20 protein-coding genes and 1 other RNA gene are annotated in these 19411 nt (G+C 55.9%); 14 read left to right on the top strand and 7 right to left on the bottom strand.

Annotated features, from left to right (window positions below; all coding sequences use genetic code 11):
• The first annotated feature begins 44 nt into the window (after positions 1-44).
• Genes AC559G_RS11410 through AC559G_RS11360 form a run of 11 tightly spaced genes read left to right on the top strand, consistent with a single transcriptional unit; the run spans position 45 to position 11081 of the window.
• Positions 45-320, top strand: a complete 276-nt coding sequence (locus AC559G_RS11410) for a putative phage tail assembly chaperone (RefSeq protein ID WP_046897788.1) — start codon at positions 45-47, stop codon at positions 318-320.
• Entirely contained in the window at positions 317-508 is a 192-nt protein-coding gene (locus tag AC559G_RS11405; RefSeq protein ID WP_373465745.1) for a DUF6890 family protein, read from the top strand. Before AC559G_RS11410 ends, AC559G_RS11405 begins: the two co-directional genes overlap by 4 nt.
• Entirely contained in the window at positions 508-2907 is a 2400-nt protein-coding gene (locus AC559G_RS11400; protein ID WP_498912623.1) for a phage tail tape measure protein, read from the top strand. Before AC559G_RS11405 ends, AC559G_RS11400 begins: the two co-directional genes overlap by 1 nt.
• Positions 2907-3254: a DUF2590 family protein gene (locus AC559G_RS11395; protein ID WP_060431894.1), complete on the top strand. Its 348-nt coding sequence runs from the start codon at positions 2907-2909 to the stop codon at positions 3252-3254. Before AC559G_RS11400 ends, AC559G_RS11395 begins: the two co-directional genes overlap by 1 nt.
• Positions 3232-4416, top strand: coding sequence for a baseplate J/gp47 family protein (locus AC559G_RS11390; RefSeq protein ID WP_498912622.1), 1185 nt, complete (start codon positions 3232-3234; stop codon positions 4414-4416). Before AC559G_RS11395 ends, AC559G_RS11390 begins: the two co-directional genes overlap by 23 nt.
• Positions 4409-5008, top strand: coding sequence for a phage tail protein (locus AC559G_RS11385; protein WP_046897784.1), 600 nt, complete (start codon positions 4409-4411; stop codon positions 5006-5008). Before AC559G_RS11390 ends, AC559G_RS11385 begins: the two co-directional genes overlap by 8 nt.
• A gap of 5 nt (positions 5009-5013) precedes the next feature.
• A complete protein-coding gene (locus AC559G_RS11380) occupies positions 5014-7749 on the top strand; it encodes a phage tail-collar fiber domain-containing protein (protein WP_498912621.1) in 2736 nt (911 codons plus the stop codon).
• On the top strand, positions 7716-8189 hold the full coding sequence (locus tag AC559G_RS11375; protein WP_498912620.1) for a tail fiber assembly protein: 474 nt from the start codon (positions 7716-7718) through the stop codon (positions 8187-8189). Before AC559G_RS11380 ends, AC559G_RS11375 begins: the two co-directional genes overlap by 34 nt.
• Positions 8179-8907, top strand: coding sequence for a hypothetical protein (locus AC559G_RS11370; protein ID WP_498912619.1), 729 nt, complete (start codon positions 8179-8181; stop codon positions 8905-8907). The genes AC559G_RS11375 and AC559G_RS11370 overlap by 11 nt, the downstream gene beginning before the upstream one ends.
• A complete protein-coding gene (locus AC559G_RS11365) occupies positions 8876-9442 on the top strand; it encodes a baseplate complex protein (RefSeq protein ID WP_498912618.1) in 567 nt (188 codons plus the stop codon). Before AC559G_RS11370 ends, AC559G_RS11365 begins: the two co-directional genes overlap by 32 nt.
• Positions 9429-11081 (top strand): hypothetical protein, encoded by a 1653-nt coding sequence (locus tag AC559G_RS11360; protein ID WP_498912617.1) that lies wholly within the window; start codon positions 9429-9431, stop codon positions 11079-11081. The genes AC559G_RS11365 and AC559G_RS11360 overlap by 14 nt, the downstream gene beginning before the upstream one ends.
• 541 nt (positions 11082-11622) lie before the next feature.
• On the opposite strand, the gene AC559G_RS11355 is transcribed toward AC559G_RS11360, so the two are convergent.
• The 3 genes from AC559G_RS11355 to smpB form a co-directional block, all read right to left on the bottom strand.
• A complete protein-coding gene (locus AC559G_RS11355) occupies positions 11623-12441 on the bottom strand; it encodes an abortive infection family protein (protein WP_498912616.1) in 819 nt (272 codons plus the stop codon).
• A gap of 92 nt (positions 12442-12533) precedes the next feature.
• Positions 12534-12896, bottom strand: a transfer-messenger RNA (tmRNA) gene (gene ssrA / locus AC559G_RS11350).
• A 49-nt stretch (positions 12897-12945) separates the two neighbouring features.
• Entirely contained in the window at positions 12946-13431 is a 486-nt protein-coding gene (gene smpB, locus AC559G_RS11345; protein ID WP_095847547.1) for an SsrA-binding protein SmpB, read from the bottom strand.
• A 160-nt stretch (positions 13432-13591) separates the two neighbouring features.
• On the opposite strand from smpB, the gene AC559G_RS11340 reads away from it, so the two are divergent.
• On the top strand, positions 13592-14026 hold the full coding sequence (locus AC559G_RS11340; RefSeq protein WP_095847548.1) for a type II toxin-antitoxin system RatA family toxin: 435 nt from the start codon (positions 13592-13594) through the stop codon (positions 14024-14026).
• Entirely contained in the window at positions 14019-14303 is a 285-nt protein-coding gene (locus AC559G_RS11335) for an RnfH family protein (protein ID WP_121525570.1), read from the top strand. The genes AC559G_RS11340 and AC559G_RS11335 overlap by 8 nt, the downstream gene beginning before the upstream one ends.
• A 99-nt stretch (positions 14304-14402) precedes the next feature.
• Here the strand turns inward: AC559G_RS11335 and bamE are convergent, their stop codons facing one another.
• The 3 genes from bamE to nadK form a co-directional block, all read right to left on the bottom strand.
• On the bottom strand, positions 14403-14741 hold the full coding sequence (gene bamE, locus AC559G_RS11330; RefSeq protein ID WP_438596796.1) for an outer membrane protein assembly factor BamE: 339 nt from the start codon (positions 14739-14741) through the stop codon (positions 14403-14405).
• A gap of 410 nt (positions 14742-15151) precedes the next feature.
• Complete coding sequence (recN, locus tag AC559G_RS11325) at positions 15152-16813, bottom strand: DNA repair protein RecN (protein ID WP_498912615.1); 1662 nt, start codon at positions 16811-16813, stop codon at positions 15152-15154.
• 86 nt (positions 16814-16899) lie between these two features.
• Entirely contained in the window at positions 16900-17778 is an 879-nt protein-coding gene (gene nadK / locus AC559G_RS11320; protein ID WP_279023784.1) for an NAD(+) kinase, read from the bottom strand.
• Positions 17779-17904: 126 nt separating this feature from the next.
• Here nadK and grpE point away from each other — a divergent pair, with 126 nt between their 5' ends.
• Positions 17905-18492: a nucleotide exchange factor GrpE gene (grpE, locus tag AC559G_RS11315; RefSeq protein ID WP_498912614.1), complete on the top strand. Its 588-nt coding sequence runs from the start codon at positions 17905-17907 to the stop codon at positions 18490-18492.
• A gap of 146 nt (positions 18493-18638) precedes the next feature.
• On the opposite strand, the gene ung is transcribed toward grpE, so the two are convergent.
• Entirely contained in the window at positions 18639-19322 is a 684-nt protein-coding gene (ung, locus tag AC559G_RS11310; RefSeq protein ID WP_095847554.1) for a uracil-DNA glycosylase, read from the bottom strand.
• Between the last annotated feature and the right edge of the window lie 89 nt (positions 19323-19411).

Genomic DNA, 19411 nt, shown 5'->3' with positions numbered 1-19411 from the left:
AATCAATTAGTTGACGAAATAAACCAGCGAGAGGAATTAATACCATGAGTAAAGACGCAGCCGTAAATAAAATCACCCTGACCATTCAGCGCATGGATGTGACCTTTGAGCCAAACACCACCGCGTATAACAGCCTGATTAACGACATGACGATGGACAATAAGGTGGCGCCGCACGATACCTATTTGCGCCGCATTGTTTCCAATGACAGCAAAGCAGTGCTGGATGAATTGTTGAAGCTGCCGGGCGCCGCGCTCCAGATTGCCGAAGCGGTCAATGCGAAATATGCGCCCAAGCTGGAAATTGAAGTAAAAAACTGACCAACCGGCTGCGGGCCATTGACGGTAATTTCATTGAACAGGCGTTAACGCTGCGTCGGCATTATTTGCCGAATGAGAATGATTCTACCGAAAATCTGGCCCGCGCCATTTGGCTGGATAACCGGTATTGGGAAAATAACGCCATTTCCGTGGCAAACGGCATTTCTTTGGCATTTAAAGGCGAATAATGAAACAGCTAGATTTTACCCTTAGCCTGATCGACAAGCTGACGCGGCCATTAAAACAGGCGCAGGCGTCGGTGACCGGCTTCGCGGAAAAATCACAGGCGGCCTTTGGCAAGATTGCCGTCGGCGGTGCGGCCCTGGTGGGCGTCGGCTTGTCAATCAAGGGGGCACTCGGCCCGGCCATTGAAATGACCGACGCGCTCAACTCGGCCGCCACCAAGGGAATCGACGATAAAACCCTGCAAAAAGTGGCCGGCGATGCGCTGGCGTTCAGTGCCCGGTACGGCAAATCCGCCACCGAGTTTATCGGCTCCACTGAGGCTATTCGCAGCCAGGTGGCGCGGCTGAGCAATGACGAGCTGCCGGCCTTCGCGGTGGCGACCAACACCCTGGCCGCCGCCGTCAAGGGCAGTGCCGCCGAGGCGGCGGAGTACATGGGCAGCATGTACAACAAATTCGACAGCTACGCCGAGAAAATCGGGCGGGTGGAGTTTGCCGAGCAGGTGGCCGGCAAAACGGCCTACATGGCGCAGGCGTTCGGCACCAGTATGCAGACGATCTCCGATCTGATGGAAGGTGCCAAGGGCGTCGGCTCCAACTACGGCGTGGGGCTGGATGAACAGTTTGCGGTGCTGGGACAGCTGGAGAAGACGTTGGGCACCGAGGCCAGCGGCAGCTATGAATCCTTTTACAAGGTGGCGCAGCAGGGGGCCAAACAGCTGGGCCTGAGCTTTGTGAATGCGTCCGGGCAAATGCTGACCATGCCGCAAATGCTGGAGAAGCTACAGGCCAAATATGGCGCCAGCATTGAGGGCAATCTCAAGGCGCAGGCCGAGCTGGATAAAGCCTTTGGCGATGGCGCGAACGTTATCAAACAGCTGTACGGCAACGTTGACATCTTGAATCGCCATATCAACACCCTCGGCAGCAGCGACGGCATGAAGCGGGCCACGGAAATGGCGCACAAGATGGCCAATCCGTGGGAACGGCTGACGGCGATCTGGTATTCCATCCGCGCGGCGATGGGTTTAACCCTGCTGCCGGTTCTGTACCCGCTGATTAACAAGATGGCGGATGCCGGCCAAACGCTGGTTCGCTGGTTGAAGCTGTTCCCCAATCTGGCCCGCGCCATTGGCCTGGCCGTGATCGCCTTTATGAGCCTGGCGGCTGCCGGCGCCATTGCCAACATTGCGATCGGCGTTCATGCCTTCCTGATGTTGGGTCTTAAGAACCTGCTGGGGCCGGTGGCCAAATTGCTGGGGCTAAACCGCCTGGCCATGCTGGCCGGCGGCGCCGCGACAACCGTTTTTAATCGGGGACTGAAAGGCGTGCGGGCCGCCCTGTTGGCGACCAGTATTGCCGCGCGTACCGGGGCCGCCTCGTTCCTGCTGATGGCCTGGCCGATAGCGTTGGTGGTTGCAGCGATCGGCGCGGCAGTGGCGGCGGTTTACATCTTCTGGCAGCCAATCAAGGTGTTTGTGAAAGGGTTTATCAGCGGGTTTAAACAGGCGGCCGGCACGCTGGCGCCGTTCGCCGGGCTGTTCAGTCCGATTTCGCGGGCGATTGGCGCCGTGTGGAGCGCGGTCAAAACCTTGTTCGGGTGGTTCATGAATCTGTTGGCCCCGGTGCAGTGGACGGCCGGCGAACTCCAGGGCGTGACCAGTGCCGGCGAAGCCTGCGGGCAGATTGTGGCGGGTGCGCTCGGGTTGCTGTTGGCTCCGCTCGAGCTGGTGATCAACATGGTCGGTCACCTGTTCGATGCGATTGGCATTGTTTACCAGGGCTGGCTGGATGTTATCGCCGCCTTTGATCCGGCGCGGCCTGTCGAGTCGTTCAAGAAAATCGGCCAGGTGGTGAGCAACGTGTTTTCCAACCTGTGGAAGGTGCTCAAGGCCTCGTTTGCCGACACCTACAATTGGATCGTGGACAAGCTGAATATGCTGCCGGGCATCGATATTGATGCCATGACGGTAGATGTGGTGCCTGCCGTGGCTGATGTGCCGGCCTTGCCGGGGGCTGCGGCGGCGGTGTCGGGTGAAGTCCTGCCGGCGCCCTCCGCATTACCGGTGGGGCAGTCGCTGCCGACAGCGGCCGCGTCAGTTGCCGGGGCGGTGCAGAGAACGCCGGCGCCCGTTGCACTTGCCATTCCACAGCCGCCGGCGCCGCAGGTTAAAGCGATGGCGGCCGTACAGCCCGACAAGACCAAACCGGCAGCGCTCACCGGTAATACGCTTATCACCGGCGGCAAGCTAAAAGGGATTGGGCCGGGCGGATTAAGCAAGGACATCACCAATAACACGCGCACCGTCACCGATAACAGTAAGCAAATACGCATTGAAAATATCAACGTCAAGCAAGGCATGACGCCAGAGCAATTAATGGAATGGCAGGAATTAAACTGATGCGCGATCCCTTATATATCGACCTGCTGATTGAAAACGGCAATTTTACGTTAAATCCCGGTAATGAACCGGTGTTATGCAATAACCGGGTGAGCATTGGTCAAGACTGCGTACACGCCATTATTGAAAGTGGGTTAATTACCCAGCTTGTGGCCGAAAGAAGTCCGACACTTCGCGCGGATGTGCTGATGCAGATTATTTTATTGGTCGAGGATGATGAACGCATCATTCCCGGCACCGTTGTGGTGCATGAGGAAACAAAATCCCGGCTTTGGGTGACCGCAGAAACCTATGATTTCGGCAAAGTGGAGGCCAGCGTTAATTATGGCGACGAAACCGCAAATTGATTATGAGCAGGCGCTTACCGAAAGCGGTATGCCGCTGACCGAAGAAGACGTAAACCAGAAATTTAATGCCCTGGTCACCCATGAAGGCTTAATAACCAACACCTCCAGAATGTCGCCGTTCTGGCGGTTAATTCAGGTCATTGTGACCACACCCGTGATGTGGCTCAAGGCGGTGCTGGTCACGGTGGTGATGCGCAACATGTATCTGGCCACCGCCGCCGGCAGCTTTCTGGACGTGTTCGCCTGGGGCGTGAACGTCAAGCGCAAGCCGGCAACGGCGGCGGCGGGCATGGTGCGTTTTTTCAAGGACAACGCGCAGGCATCGGTGACCGTGCCGGCGGGAACCGTCATACAAACCGAGCGTATCAACGGTAACGTTTACAGCCTGGCCGCGGCGCAGGAAACCACGCTGCCGGCCGGCAACGCCTCCGGGCTTATCGCGGTGACCGCCACCGAACCGGGCGGGGCGCACAATCTGGCGCCGGGCTATTTCCGTATCCTGCCGCAGGCCGTGCCGGGGATCGTGCGTGTTGAAAACGAGGACGGTTGGTTAACCACGCCGGGCGCCGATCGGGAGTCGGACGACGATTTGCGCGACCGCTGCCGCAACCAGTACAACCTGGCCGGCAACTATCACACGGATGCGGTGTATCGCAGCATGATTGCGAGCGTCGCCGGCCTGAGTATCGATCGCATTTTCTTCAAACATGACGCCCCGCGCGGGCCGGGCACCGCCAATGCCTATTTGCTGCTGGATTCGGGCGTGGTTTCACAGCCCTTTATCAGCGCGGTTAACGACTACATCAACGGGCAGGGCCACCACGGCCACGGCGATGATATGCAGTGCTTTGCGCTGCCGGAAACCCAGCACGCACTGGTGGTGACGCTGTTCGTCGAGAATAAGGCCAACTTTACCGCCGACGAGCTATTGCTGCTGGTGCGCAATTGCGAAGCCCTGATCCGCTGCGCCTTTCGCCAAAATGCGGAGTATGACGTTAAGAAGACCTGGCCGTATGCGCGATTTTCATTTTCCAACCTGGGCCGGGAGCTGCACCGCGCGTTCCCGGTGCTGGAGTCGATCACCTTTTCCCTGGGCGACATTGTGAGCGAGCTGAACGTGCCGCGCCTGTCGTCGCTGAAAGTGGGGGTAAGCAATGCCTGAATTCGATAAGCAACTGGACGGCCTGCGCCTGCCGTCATGGATGAACCGAGGCGAACCGGCCAAGTTGCTGCGGGCGGCCCGCGCGTTCTGGCGCTGGGTGCATGGCTGGCTGGTGTGGCCGCTGCGTCAATTGGATGCCGCCACCTGCACCGTGGCGCTGCTGCACATTTTGGCCTATCAGCGTGATATTGCCCGCTTCGACGGCGAGCCGCTGGATCTGTTTCGCAAGCGGGTGATGTATGCGTTTATCAACGCCCGCGATGCCGGTTCCGTGGCGGGCTTTGTCGCCATTTTCGAACGGCTGGGCGTGGGCTATGTGGAGATCCTGGAGCGCCAGCCGGGCATTGATTGGGACGTGATCAGCGTGCGCGTCACCGATGGCCAGGTGGCCGGCAACCCCGATTTGCTGATGCAGATCATCCGGCAGTACGGGCGCACCTGCCGCCGCTATCGATTTGAAGTTATCAACAATTCCTCCTTGCAGCTGCGCGTCGGCTGGGTCGGGGGTGAATACGTGTGCTACAGCGCGACGCTTGCCGGCACCCAACAACCGAGCAGCGCCAGCGTGTCGCGTGCGTCTTTAAAGGGGTAAGAAGTATGTCACAAACTGCGATCACCTTTGCTTTCGAGCAATGGAAAGCCAAAGAGGCCATAGGCGGCACGCGCGTGGTGCTGGATGAATTTGTGTTCGCCAACGTGCCCGGTCTCGATCCGAACAAGCCCATCGACCGCAAGGAAGGGATGCCGGCGGCGGGGCATATCGTGCATCGCCAGGCCGTCAACAAAACCGGCGTCGTGAACAGCAACACCGTGGTGTACTCGGTGACGCTCGGCACCGAGATCGGCGACTTTGATTTTAACTGGATCGGCCTGGTCAATAAGGCCAGTGGTACAGTGGCGATGGTTATCCATGCCCCGACGCAGCGCAAGGTGGCGAACCGTGCCGGTCAGCAGGGCAACGCGATCACGCGCTCTTTCCTGATGGAATATGACGGCGCCGCCAAAGAAACCGGCATCACCACGCCGGCCGAGACCTGGCAGATTGATTTTACCGCGCGGCTCGGCGGTATTGATGACATGCAGCGGCTTATCAATCGTGACCACTACGGCGCCGGCGCGTTCTTCGGCAACGGCTTTTTGGTCGTGAAGAACGGGGCGCAGTATGTGGTGAATGCCGGCACCGGTTACGTGGGCGGGCTGCGTGCGGTACTGGCGACAAATCAAACCATCACCGTGGGCGCCAATCCGGTCAAGGTGTGGGTGGATGCGAGCTACCAGGGCAACGTGGTGAGCCAATGGTCAGCCGTGGTGAAACTGACCGTTGCCGCGACGGCAGCCGATTACACCGACGCGGCCGGGTTCCGGCATTATGTGTTTGCGGTGGCCAGTATTGATACTGCGGGCAACATCACCGACTTGCGGCCAAAAGGGTCATTGTCAGACCAGACCGGCAACGAGGCGTTTTTGCGCAAAGACAAAAATCTGTCCGACCTGAACAATCCGGCGGAAGCACGCGGTAGCCTGGGCCTGGGAACCGCAGCGACGCGTAATGTCGGGACGGGCAGCGGCAACCTGATGGCTGTTGGCGCATATGGCCTTGGGGGCACGGGCATTCTGATCGCAGATGCTAATACGAGTGACAAAAACGGCTTCTATTCGCTGCGTGCGGGGGCGCATACGAATAGCCCAAACGTCAATGCATCCTGGGAAATGTTGTGCATCAAATATGATGCGGGATCGACCAAACAGCTGTTTTGGCAGGCGGGCGCGGCAACCACGCGTACCTATGTGCGTTATCGTACTTCCCCTGGGGGGCAATGGGGGCCGTTCCAGTATTATTACAGCACAGAGAATAAGCCGACAGCGGCGGATGTGGGGGCGTTGACAGATACTCAGGCCGCGCAAAAGTATGCACTGCGATCTTATAAGGTCAATGGCAAACCGTTAACCGGCGATGTCAACCTGTTGGCCGGTGATGTCAATGCCTGGAATAAAACAGAGGCCGATACGCGCTTTGTGAAGCGGGCAGGTGACACCATGAGCGGAGCGTTGGCATTACCGCGCGTAGTCTTTCCTGATACGCCGACGGCGCATGCTGATAAAGATATGGATCGCGCCAATGGTTTTACGGTTGAGTCAATCAATGGTGATAACAAGGCGGGGTATCCGTTGCCTACGGGCTTGGGTGTTGTATTCACGGGTAAATTGAATGAATACCGCAATGTACAATTCGCTGTGGGTTCAGGGGATCGGGCGTTCTATCTGCGATCGATGAGAAAGGATAACGCCGGGTCAACCCAATGGGCCAGGGTGTATACCACAGACTATAAACCCGCTGCGGCTGATGTCGGTGCCTACAGTCAAGGTGAGGCGGATGATAAATTCCTGGCCAAAGCCGGCGGCAAGGTTAGCGGTGAAATTCAGTCTACCGCGCAGAACAACTACCGCTTAATCACCGGTGATTATGGCGCATTCTGGCGTAATGACGGCAATAATATGTATCTGCTGTTCACTAATGCCAAAGATCAATATGGCAACTGGAATAACCTGCGCCCCTTCTATGCCAATTTTAAAACTGGTGATGTCACCTTTGGCCATCATGCTGCCATTTCGGGGGACGTGAAGATCGGTCGCAGTATTAATATCAGTGGCGAAGACTTTATCAGGAAGAGTGGCACAACCCGTTATAGCGACAGTGGGGGCGAAAGTCGGCAGACCAATGGATTACGCATTCAGGGGGCCGGGGATCTGTATGCAGATCTGTACCACCACGAACAGGTGGGAAAATACCACGAACTTATCATTCACGTTGCCAATGGCGGCGGTGACGGCTGGTTTAACTTTCGCCCTGATGGCTCGCTGCAATTAAACGGCCCGGCAGTGGGTTTAGGCGTCGGTGCGGCCAAAATGGCGAGCGACGGTAATATCTTTGGTTCCCGCTGGGGTAATAAATGGTTGTGGGATGCCATTATTGAACAGGTTAACGGTCGGGTAGATTGGAACACCTTTAACAACCGCACGCATGAGGGCAACGGGTGGTGGAAGGATGAGTGCACCGGCATTCTGCTGCAATATGGCCGCACGGTAACGTATGGCATTAATGAAAATGCCAATTTGTGGCAGGGCTTTAATATTCCGTTTCAGCAATGGGTTGGCCCGATACTGTTAACCCCTTATTGGCCTGGCCGTGATGCCTGGGATCGCGCTTACGATTATGGCGTGCAATTGGGTTCCAACAATAACAGCGGTTTTAACTGGAATAAGCAGGCTTACAGCGAGGATATTCGCCGGGATTGGGATTGCGGCATGACCTGGTTTGCTATAGGGAAATAATCATGAAATATCTTTTTTGCGCAAAAAATGTCTCCTTTTATCCTTTGGTGTTGAAGGACAGCTACGTTAAATCCGGCGCCTGGCCAGAAGAGGGGATCGAGGTCGACGAGACTATTTTCAACACGTTTACCGGCCAGCCCCCGATAGGCAAGCAACGCGGCGCGGACAGTACAGGCTATCCGGCGTGGGTGGATATTCCCCCGGCGGCGCCTCTAACCAGAGAACAACAAATCAAAGCGGATGAACGGCAAAAAACGCTGCTGTTAGAAAAAGCCAGCAAGGCGATAGCCCCATTGCAGGATGCCAGTGATTTGGGGATGGCCACCGAGGCAGAACGCGCTGCATTATTGGTATGGAAAAAATACCGCATTGCGGTAAATCGGATTGAGCCGGCGAAAAACGCCGTAATTACATGGCCGGAGGTGCCGGGTGTGGCGTAAGGCAACGTTACAGATGCCCGGTGATATGCAGGCGTTAACCTGTTCGATGGTGCCGGCACACCCCTGGGTGCATGGGGTTGGGCGCGCGGAGGTATCGGGCAATTATCTGAGTCCGCAGAACGCGGTGAATTACCTGGCCGAGCGGCTTGGTAGTGGCAGTGAGGATATCACCGTTACCGTGCTGTTGGTCTGTGCAACGTCCTACGCAGAGTTTATGCCCTTGCTGGCAAGCGTAGCGGAGGTGATGCCGCTGCCGGTGCTGGGGCAGGTCAAGCGGATGGCTCAGACGGTAGCCACGCAAGCGGTGGAAAAAATGCAGATCCCCGGCAAGTTTGGCGGTGGCCTGCCGGCGGCGGTGCCGTTGTCGACGCCTGCCCAGCGTTTGGCGCTGAACGCGCAACGCATTGCCGAGGCCAGGGCCGGTGCTGCCGTTAGTGCCAGTGCAACGGGGCTGCAATCTGCCCTGGCCGGGTTTATGCAGGTGCGGCAGTCTGCGCTTGATGGGATCAGCCAAGCCATGATGGCCTTGCAGGGAAAAACGGCACCGGCATGGGTGTTTACCGGTCAGGGGAGCGCGGCAAGCCTGGCCGGCGAGATGCAAAAAAACGTACCGCAGCAGGACGCGGTGTTTACGCTGGGGATGCTGTTTGCGGGCAAAGACCTGTCTACGCTGGAGGCGATGATCCATGACGATAGTCACGTTGGCGCTCAACGGTGAAGCCATTGCGCTGAAAGGTTTGATGGTTACCCCGATGATGCAGTTCCAGGACAAAGACCAATCTGGCCAAACGTCCAGCACCGCCAATGCGGAACAGGGGATTAAACCCAAGGAGCTACGCATTTCGGGCATGATCCCCTTTAGTGAAGCCGAGGTGTTAACTCGCCTGTTTGCGCTGGCGGAGGCAACGGAAGGCGGCAAGTTGAAACGTTACCGCGTGGCCAATCTTACCGCCCAGGCGATCAATTTCCGGTTGGCCACGTTCACCGGTTCAATCGACGCCCCCAAACAGGACGGTAAGCAGGCGTGGTTGGTAACGTTTACCTTGCGCGAGCACCTGAGCGTGCCGGAGAAAAAAGACGCCAGGGAGGGGAGCAAGACCACGGCCAGGAAACAGACGCCGGGCGGCAATGGTGTGGTGAAAGGTGCGAAGGCTGCCGAAGACGAGCAACAATTGAGCTGGTTCGAACGCAAGGTATTGAAGCCGGCGGATGCGCTGGCCGCCAAGGTGGTAGGCAACGATGAAAACAGTTAAACGGCTGATGCTGTCCGGCGATACCGTCCCTTTGGTGGAGGTTAATCTGGTGCTGGAGCTGAACGCCTGCGGGCGCGGCTTTATCACCGCGCAAACCGGGCAGGACTACACCGGCAAGCTGGTGCGGCTGGATGCCGGCTATACCGACAACATTCTGCGCTGGTTTACTGGCTACGTTGAGCGCTCCCAACCGGCAGAAAACGGCTTTCAACGGCTGTTCGTGCGCGAACTGGCGGGCGTATTCGATAAGTTGTGGCCCTGCGCCTTCCAGCATCCGACGCTGCGCCAGGTGGCCGACTGGTTGCAGGAAAACAGCGGGATCGCCTTCACATTGCCGACCGCCGACTACACCGATAAACCGATCCCGCATTTTACCCACAGCGGTAACGGCTATCAGTTGCTGGCCAATTTGGGGCCGGCTTTTGGCGTGCCGGATTACATGTGGCAGCCACTGCCGGACGGTGGGCTGTTCCTGGGGAGCTGGGCGCACTCGATGCTGGCCGGTACCCCGGTCGATATTCCTGCAGAATTCAGCCAAAGCCAAGCCAATGGCAACAGCATGACGATCCCCCTGGTGCAAGCCTTGCGGCCGGGGGCAATAGTCAATGGCAAGCGCCTGAATAAGGTACGACTGGAAAACGACAACACAGCGCTCACCTGGCTGGCGCTGAATCCGTTGACCGGCAAGGTGCAGGACAAACCGGCGGCGCAGCGCCAGATTGAAGCGGCATATCCCGAACTGGCTGCCGGGCTGCATCTACCGAAGTTTGCCAGGGTGGTGGCGCCAACGGAGGCGGTGAGCAGCGGTAACCTGGCCGATCCATTCAGGCCACGCTATGCCGTGGACGTGCAACTGCTGGATGCGGACGGCAACCCGGCAAAAGACACGCCGATTTATCCGGCGGTGCCTTTGCCGGTGCCTATGGCCGGTAGCGAATCGGGCATGTTCCAGTTTCCGCCGGTGGGGGCATTGGTCGAGGTTGGATTTACCGGCGGGCGGCCAGACAAACCGTTTGTGCGCCAGACCATTGCCGAAGGCCATGCGCTACCAGACATCAAGCCGGGTGAGCAGTTGCAACAGCAGCGTGCGGAGGTTTCGCAACGTGTTACACAGGCGGGCGATTGGGAGCGGAAAACCGATCAGGCTATCCGTGAACATTCCATGCGCCGCGAGATCCACGCGGACGAAGAAACCCGCACCACAGTGGCCAGAACGGCCACGGTGCAGGCCAATGACCACACCACCGTATTGGGCACGGCCACCTTGCTGGCCGGCGCGATTGTGCAAATTGCCGAAGGGGATTACAGCATAGCCACCCAATCCGGCTATGTGGCCAGCGTGGCAAAAGATGCCAGTACGGAAATTGGCGGTAGCCTGGTGGAGAAAATAGGGAAGATACGCAGCAGCATCGCGGCCGTTCGCCAGGAGGTGATCGCCCCGGTGGTGTGGGTGGGCAGTCAGCAGATTAACGTGATGTCGCTCATGCTGGAAACGCTGGACGTGGTGAAAGAGCTGGCGCAACGCACCGCCAGCCATACCCACAACAACACGGGCACCCCGATAAACGCCGGCGAGATAAACGCTACCGGTACCAGGTCGGACACCTTGCGCAAGAAATATTCCCCCGTCATAGGCTAAGGAAACACGTTACCGTACGCCCGCCTTGCGCGGGCTTTTTTACATCTGCCTCATAGGCCGCCTGTGCGCCCCGTAGCGCCTTAGCCGATATAAACCACGCGGCGACACTCACCGAGAAGATCAAACCGACAGCAAGCTGCCAGCGCAGCAGAATCCCCACGAAATAAACGTCCGCACCACGAAAACGGCACTACACCGCACCCGCCTGCGCGTTTTGGATCATAAAAATTTTTCAGTTTTATTTTTCTACAAACGCCCCCGCCAGGCCGCGCCACTGCTGGGGTTTTGCTTGCGATCCCAAACTGAAAAGATTGAAACGGATTTCAGTAATTTTCAGTTTTTGGATCACGCAGTGTTATGGATGAAAAGTTAATGCATTGAATTTAAAAAGTTATTTGTGAATTACGTGGATCGCGGAATTTATGAAATGGATCTTGAGGTTGTGCAAACGTAATGCGGCAGACCAAGCACAGTAAGGTTTACAAGGAAATTCTACCGCTTAGTGCAACTGAAATGCTTAGTGCAACTGAAATTCTTGAACTCATTGTTGGATCTTTTTTCTGTCATCCCATGACTCAAGAATGAACATGGTTAGAGTATGAGCGGAATTTATTGCTAACCGAGCATGTCGGGGTTTTAAGTTATAGATCTTCCTGCCTGCACCATGAGCAGAGCTTGCATGCGTTCTTAGTGCACCGATACCATCAGTTATAGAGTACAAGCCACTTAATATGCGCTTTAAATCTTCATCTTCAACGGATTTCGTATCCATTCCTAACGAGTCACGGACTACTTTCCATAAACCTTGCAAATCTTGTTTTGCAGGTGAAGGAATGTTCTCATCTGCTATATAAATTTTAAACGTGGATTCTAATATGTTGCAGGCAGCGGAAACTGCTTCACGTGGTTCGGAATGTAAGTTTTCAAGTGCCCTTGTGAACTCCATTTCGACAGCAGGGATGTTACGTTTCTTTATCGCCTCTTGGAGGGATTGCGTAGTAATTGACGAGCCGTCGGTTATGAAACCGCCAGTGATATATCTAAGGCCATACCTCCCTAAGAGGTCATGTATTTTCTCAACGAACTCTACTTGAGTTTTTTCCCAGTCAAAATGAGGGGAAGAAGGTTGGTCAGCCTCCATGTATCCCTCTAAGAGTCTCCCCAGAATGGATAGCGGTTCTTCACATTCTTTATTAATTCGTCTCAACCACTCAAGCGATTTGGCTGCTTTAGAAGCAACAGGGGGGTCGCCTGGTGCATCAGCGTATGCAAATAAACTGTCTAAGGTTGCGTGAGTTTCAACATTTGAGACGTACTCAGCTACAACGGAAATGATTGGCTGAGGAATGAGCTTTGCCATAGTTACTCCGTTAGGCACTAGTTGTCTGTCGCCATTTTGCCGCCAGTTCTAGAAAAAAGGGGCTACGTTTTCACGTAACCCCTTGTTTTATTTGGTGGAGCTGGGGGGATTTGAACCCCCGTCCGAAATTACTACACCGTTGGCACTACATGCTTAGTCCAATCTTTACATTCGCCTGCCAGCTGCGGATGGACACGCCACTAACAAACTAGCCTGATTAGATTTAACGCTTCAACCCCAGGCAGGATATCCACGCGATCTCTTTTGGATTTGACCTCTCTTGATCCCCGTCCTAAGAGCGGAGGCTAGGGAGAGAGGGCTCAAAGCAGGTTATTAAGCTGCTAAAGCGTAGTTTTCGTCGTTTGCAACTATTTTTTTGCGGCTTTTTACGAGGCCAACCGCCCCTCGGCATGCTCCTAAGGCTTCACAATCCCGTCGAATCCAGAATCAGCCCCAGTAACTAAACAGCAGTATAACAGAAGTTTACCCTGCTACGCCAGCAACTTAACGGCCGGCGGCGTTCTTCATGATGCGGGCTTTCGCCGTTTGCCATTCGCGCTCTTTAATGTTGTCGCGCTTGTCGTGCTCTTTTTTACCTTTGGCTACGCCAATTTTCAGTTTGGTCCAGGCATTCTTCCAGTACATGGAAAGGGCGACCACGGTGTAGCCTTCGCGGTTAACGCGGCCGAGCAGTGAATCAAGCTCGCGCTTGTTCAGCAACAGTTTGCGTGAACGCGTGGGATCGCACACCACGTGCGTAGAAGCCACGTTCAGTGGCGTGATGGTGGCACCAAACAGATAAGCTTCGCCGTCGCGGAACATAACGTAGCTGTCACTGATGTTGGCCTTGCCAGCACGCAGCGATTTAACTTCCCACCCTTGCAGGGACAGGCCGGCTTCGAACTCTTCTTCAATGAAGTATTCGTAGCGGGCGCGCTTGTTTTGCGCAATGGTGGCGGAACCGGGTTTGTATGCTTTTTTCTTTGTCATAGTGCGGTCATTATACTGGATGCCGCAGCGAAAGAAATCCTTTCCCGTTCAGCACATGCGTAATTTCTCGCTTTTTGCGCCGGGTAAATCAAGCGTAGATTTTTTGTCTGATGCCCGATCGATGTTATTATCTGCGCGTTTATGATTCACAGGAAATGATATGCCACAGATCAGTCGGTCTGCGTTGGTACCGTTTAGTGCTGCGCAGATGTACCAATTGGTTAATGATGTTCATTCTTACCCTGATTTCCTGCCGGGTTGCACCGGTAGCCGCGTGCTCAACGCCACGGATAAGGAAATGACGGCGGCAGTAGACGTCGCCAAGGCGGGGATTAGCAAAACGTTTACCACACGTAACACCTTGCAGGATAACCAAAGCATCAATATGCAGCTTGTGGATGGCCCATTCCGCAAACTGATGGGCGGCTGGCATTTCACGCCGCTGAGCCCCGATGCCTGCAAGGTGGAGTTACATCTGGATTTTGAATTCACCAATAAGCTGATTGAGTTGGCTTTCGGTAAAGTGTTCAAAGAGCTGGCAGGCAGCATGGTGCAAGCGTTCACCCAGCGGGCCAAAGAGGTTTACAGTGCCTGATATCCGGGTCGAAGTGGTCTACGCACTGCCGGAGCGCCAGTACTTGCGCACGGTTACCCTGGCGCAGGGCAGCAGTGTTGAACAGGCGATCCGGGCTTCCGGGCTGTTGGAACTGCGCAGCGAGATCGATCTTGCCGCCAACAAGGTGGGCATCTATAGCCGCCCGGCCAAACTGGGGGATGACGTGAATGATGGCGATCGGGTGGAGATCTACCGGCCGTTAATTGCCGATCCGAAAGAGTTGCGCCGCCAGCGGGCGGAAAGAGCAAAAAAATAAGGCGCGGAAGGCGCCTTGTTTTTTTGCTACCCATCACCGAAAAGTGCGCCTGCCTGGCAAGGCCGGCGACGCCTGCGATGATAACGGGCGCCGGGCTGATTAATTGGTCAGCGCTGGCTTGTTCTGGATATCCGTCAATACACCCGCACTATCAAAACTCAGCGTCAGCGTTTGTTGGCTGACCGGCTCATGGCCTGGCTGCTGGCGGAACACATAGAACCACGTTTGAGTACCGAACGGATCTTGCATCATAGGGGTACCCAAGGTGTAAGCGACCTGCTGTTGGGTCATACCTTTGTGAATTTTCGCCACATCGGCTGCTGTTAAGTAGTTCCCCTGATTGATATCCGGCCGGTAAACCACTTTTTCAAAAGTTGAACAGCCTGCAGTCAGCATCACAAGAACCACAGCGGCAGCAGTCAGCATTTTACAGCGCATAGTAATTACATTCCTTTTGGGCATAGGGTGCCGATGATAATAGACCTTGCAGCAGTTGGAAACCTTTATGCTCACCATACTGCAAGTTGCCTGTGCGTTGGCTGCGCTCAGCCGCCCGAATCATTTATCTGAGTCAGCCCTCGGCTCCTTTGCTTGCCGCGTATTTCGGCGATACGCCCTCGGGGCCAGCACAAGGGCAGAATAAACGCGCTGTTGGCGCTTTTGTTCTGCAACGTAGATTATTGAGAGTATATACCCGGCATATTTCAACTTGCCAGAGCGTTGGCGCTCCTCCAGCCCTCAGGCACCAGGCGATCGAAGGGCGGGAGTGGCGTTTTCCCGTTGACGGAAAGCTGCCGGGCATAGAGCGCCAAACTCAGACCACGAGGATGCAAAAAAGTTGAGCTTTTCTATGCGGCTAACAGTTCTTTTGCGTTTGCCAGCGTATTTTTGGTGACTTCACTGCCGCCCAGCAGGCGGGCCAGCTCCTGGAGACGGGCGCGTTTGCTCAGCGCCGCCATCTGGGTTTCCGTCTCTGTGCCGTCGGTGAGTTTGCTAACAAAGAAGTGCTGATGCCCGCACCCGGCAACCTGCGGCAGGTGGGTTACACACATCACCTGGGTTGATTCCCCCAGTTGGCGCAGCAGGCGGCCGACAATGGCGGCGGTTGGGCCGCTGATGCCCACGTCCACTTCGTCAAAGATCAGCGCCGGGGTTTCCATTTTGCGTGCGGTGATCACCTGGATCGCCAGTGCGATGCGCGAAAGCTCACCGCCTGATGCCACTTTGGCCAACGCCTGCAGCGGCTGCCCTGGGTTGGTGGAAACGCAAAACTCCACCCGGCTGGCTCCTTCGGCGCTAAGATGCTCCGGCTCAAAGTGCACGGCGATATGGAACTTGCCGTGCGGCATCGCCAGCGCGTGCATACTGGCGGTGATCAGTTGGGTCAGTTCATCGGCATAGTGCTGGCGTTTTTGCTGCAGTTGTTGCGCCAACTGCAGCGCCTGCTGATGGTGCAGGTTCACGGCTTCGCTCAGGTGGGCATGATCGCTTTCCTGCTGTGAAAGCTGTTGCTGTTCATCCAGCAGTTGCTGGTGCAGCTGGGGCAGTTCTTCCGGTGCAACGTGGTGCTTGCGCGCCAGGCTGATCTGGCGCGACAGCCGTTGCTCCAGTTCATGCAGCCGGTTGGGATCAAGCTCCATGCGATCGGCATAGTGCCGCAGTTCGTCGCTGGCCTCACTGATTTGAATCGTGGCTTCTTCCAGCATCTCTAACAGACCGGCCAATTTTTCATCCATACCGGCCAGTTCAACCAGCAGGTTCTTGGCGCTGTTGAGCTGGCTGAGCATGTTTTGCTCGTCGTGATCGGCCAGTAAGAGCAGCGCCTGTTGGCTAAGGCTCTGCAATTGGCCGCTGTTGGCCAACAGCTTGTATTCGGCATCGACTTGCTCGAACTCGCCAGCCTGGGGCGAGAACTCGTTCAGCTCTTTCAACTGGTATTGCAGTAACTGTTTGCGTGCGTCGCGCTCAATCGACTGCTGCTGATGGTGCGCCAGTTCGCGGCAGCTTTGGTGCCACTGCAGGTATGCCTGGCGCATGGCGGTGAACAACGCGTGTTCGCCGGCATAGGCGTCCAGCAGGGCCTTTTGGTGCTCGGGCTTGAGCAACAGTTGGTGGGCATGCTGGCCATGGATTTGGATCAGATGTTGGCCCAATTCGCGCAGTTGTGAAAGGGGCACGGCGGTGCCGTTAATAAAGCCGCGTGAGCGGCCATCGGCGCCGATCACGCGGCGTAACAGGCATTCGTTGCTGTCGTCCAGTTGGTTTTGTTCCAGCCACTGGCGGGCCGAAGGGGTGTCTGCCAGAGAAAAGCGTGCACAGATATCGGCGCGGGAGGCCCCCTGGCGCACCACGTTGCCATCAGCCCGGTTGCCCAGGCACAGCCCCAGGGCATCGATGGCAATGGATTTACCGGCGCCGGTTTCACCGGTAATCGCCGTCATACCCGGTTGAAAATCAATTTCCAACTCACGAACGATAGCAAAATTGCTGATGGTTAATTGCGCCAGCATGGTGACCTTCCTGTGTATAAACACATAACTGTAGTTTCATACAGTATAAACTGGTTTTATATACAGTAAAGTGGCTGGCGCTATTTTCAGAATAATTTTTTTGACCACCCTAATTTGGTGCTCAACGTATTGAAATAGCTGTAATCTTTGGGGTGTATCAGATCCAGGTGGAAGTCGCTGCGGCGGATTAACACCTCTTCTCCTTCCTGGATCGGCAGAGCAATCTGGCTGTCGCAGCTGATCTCCAGATCGCTGCTCACCTGCGAAAATTTGAGCCGGATGGTGCTGTCGCCGTTAATGACCAGCGGGCGTGCAGACAGGGTGTGTGGGAACATTGGCACCAGTGCGATGGCCTGTAGCGAAGGCGTCAGTATCGGGCCGCCGGCAGAGAGCGAATAGGCGGTCGAGCCTGTGGGGGTGGCGATAATCAGCCCGTCAGAGCGCTGCGAGAAGGCGAAAATGTCGTCGATATAGACTTCAAATTCAATCATATGGGCGACCTTGCCCGGATGTAGCACCACTTCGTTGATGGCGGTGCTGGTGCGGCACTGTTGATGCTGATTGTGTACCAGGGCTTCCAACAGGAAGCGCTGCTCATCGATATATTCGCCTTCCAGCACGTTAGCCAACTGCTGCAGGGCGTTGTCTGGGTCCAGATCGGTCAGGAAGCCGAGGTTGCCGCGGTTAACGCCAATCACTTTGATGGCATAGCGCGCCAGCACGCGTGCGGCGCCGAGCATATTGCCATCGCCGCCGACCACCACGGCCAGATCGGCCTGTTGGCCTATTTCAGCCAGGCTGCCGGTTACCGCGCCTTTCAGCTTTAAATCATGGGCAATCTGCCGCTCGACGATTACCGGGTAACCATGGGCTTTCAGCCAGTCGTACAGCATCTCATGGGTTGCCAGCGCAGAGGGGTGCCTTGGGTGCCCAACAATGCCGATACATTTGAATTTTTTATTCATTGGTGTGATTTTCCTCACCGGAGCCGGATTATGCCCGACATTATCACCGGTTGACTTGAAACCCCGGTTTTGATCCCCACATAATAAGCCAAGTTGCGAGATTAATGCTAAAACGCGGAGATATTCATGAGTAGTAAAGAACAGAAGACGCCAAACGAGCAAGTCTCGGAAGAAAAGGATCAGGCGCAGGAAGTACACAACGAACATGATGATGTGCAGACCGAAAGTGCCGATGTCCGTGATGAGCGTATTGCTGAACTGGAAGCGCAACTGGCTGAAGCGCAGCAACGTGAACGTGAAAGCCTGCTGCGTGCCAAGGCTGAAGTAGAAAATATCCGCCGCCGCACCGAGCTGGATATTGAAAAGGCACATAAATTTGCGCTGGAGAAATTCTCTGGTGATTTGTTGCCGGTGATCGACAACCTGGAGCGCGCGCTGGAACTGGCGGATAAAAACAACCCCGATCTGGCGCCGATGATTGAAGGCATTGAGCTGACGCTGAAATCGCTGCAGGATGTGGTGCGCAAATACGGTATTGAGATCGTCGGGGATGTGAACGTGCCGTTCAACCCGGATGTGCACCAGGCGATGAGCATGGTGGAATCTGAAGAACACCAGCCAAACCATGTGACCATGGTGATGCAGAAAGGCTATACGCTAAATGGCCGCCTGCTGCGCCCGGCGATGGTGGCGGTTTCCAAAGCCAAAAGCTAACCAACGCCTATGCAGTGCATCGGCCGCCGCTAAACCCCGCGGCGGCTGTTCCTTGCTGTTACCCGCAGGGTAAAGTCAGGGCAAGGTACTGCATGCCCCCTCGGTTGATTGTCTTGAGGGGGCGATAACTTTTGGCGCTTTATCGCTCAGGCCTGCGGCAAACGCGGCACCCAATCAATAGGCGCCAGCCCTTGTTGTTCCAGCAGTTGGTTCGCCTGCGAAAAATGATGGCAACCAAAGAACCCACGGTGAGCAGAAAGCGGTGAAGGATGTGGCGCTTTCAGGACGTGGTGGCGGTTACGATCGATAAAATTCCCTTTCTTCTGCGCGTGCGATCCCCACAGCAAGAACACAATTCCTTCGCGATGTTCGTTTAATGCGGCGATAACCCGATCGGTAAAGGTTTCCCAGCCCAGGTTGGCGTGGGAGTGCGCCCGGCCGGCTTCAACGGTCAGCACGGTGTTGAGCAGCATAACCCCTTGTTCCGCCCAGCTTTGCAGATAGCCATGCTCCGGGCGTTGGAAGCCGGGGATATCCGTCGCCAACTCTTTATACATATTGACCAAAGACGGTGGCGCAGGCACGCCCGGGCGGACGGAAAACGACAGGCCATGTGCCTGGTTCGGGCCGTGATAAGGATCTTGCCCCAGGATAACCACTTTCACGTCGCCCAGTTCGGTAAAGCGGAAAGCGTTAAATACGTCTTTCTGGGGTGGGTAAATGGTCTTACCGGCCTGGCGTTCTGCGGCTACAAAGGCGAGCGTTTCACGAAAATAGGGCTGCTCTTTTTCTTTGCCGATCACGTCATGCCAGGTGAGGGAAGTGGACATAACCGCTCTCCTTTGTTTTTGTTAACATTTCACCGGGCATAGCTTACCGTTTACCAACGTTGAGTGAAACCTGCTTTTCATGATCCTGA

The sequence above is a fragment of the Gibbsiella greigii genome (assembly GCF_039540155.1).
GTDB classification, from domain to species: Bacteria; Pseudomonadota; Gammaproteobacteria; order Enterobacterales; family Enterobacteriaceae; genus Gibbsiella; species Gibbsiella quercinecans.
Note: the sequence above shows the minus strand (reverse complement) of the source record. Positions and strands in the feature narration are given on the sequence as shown.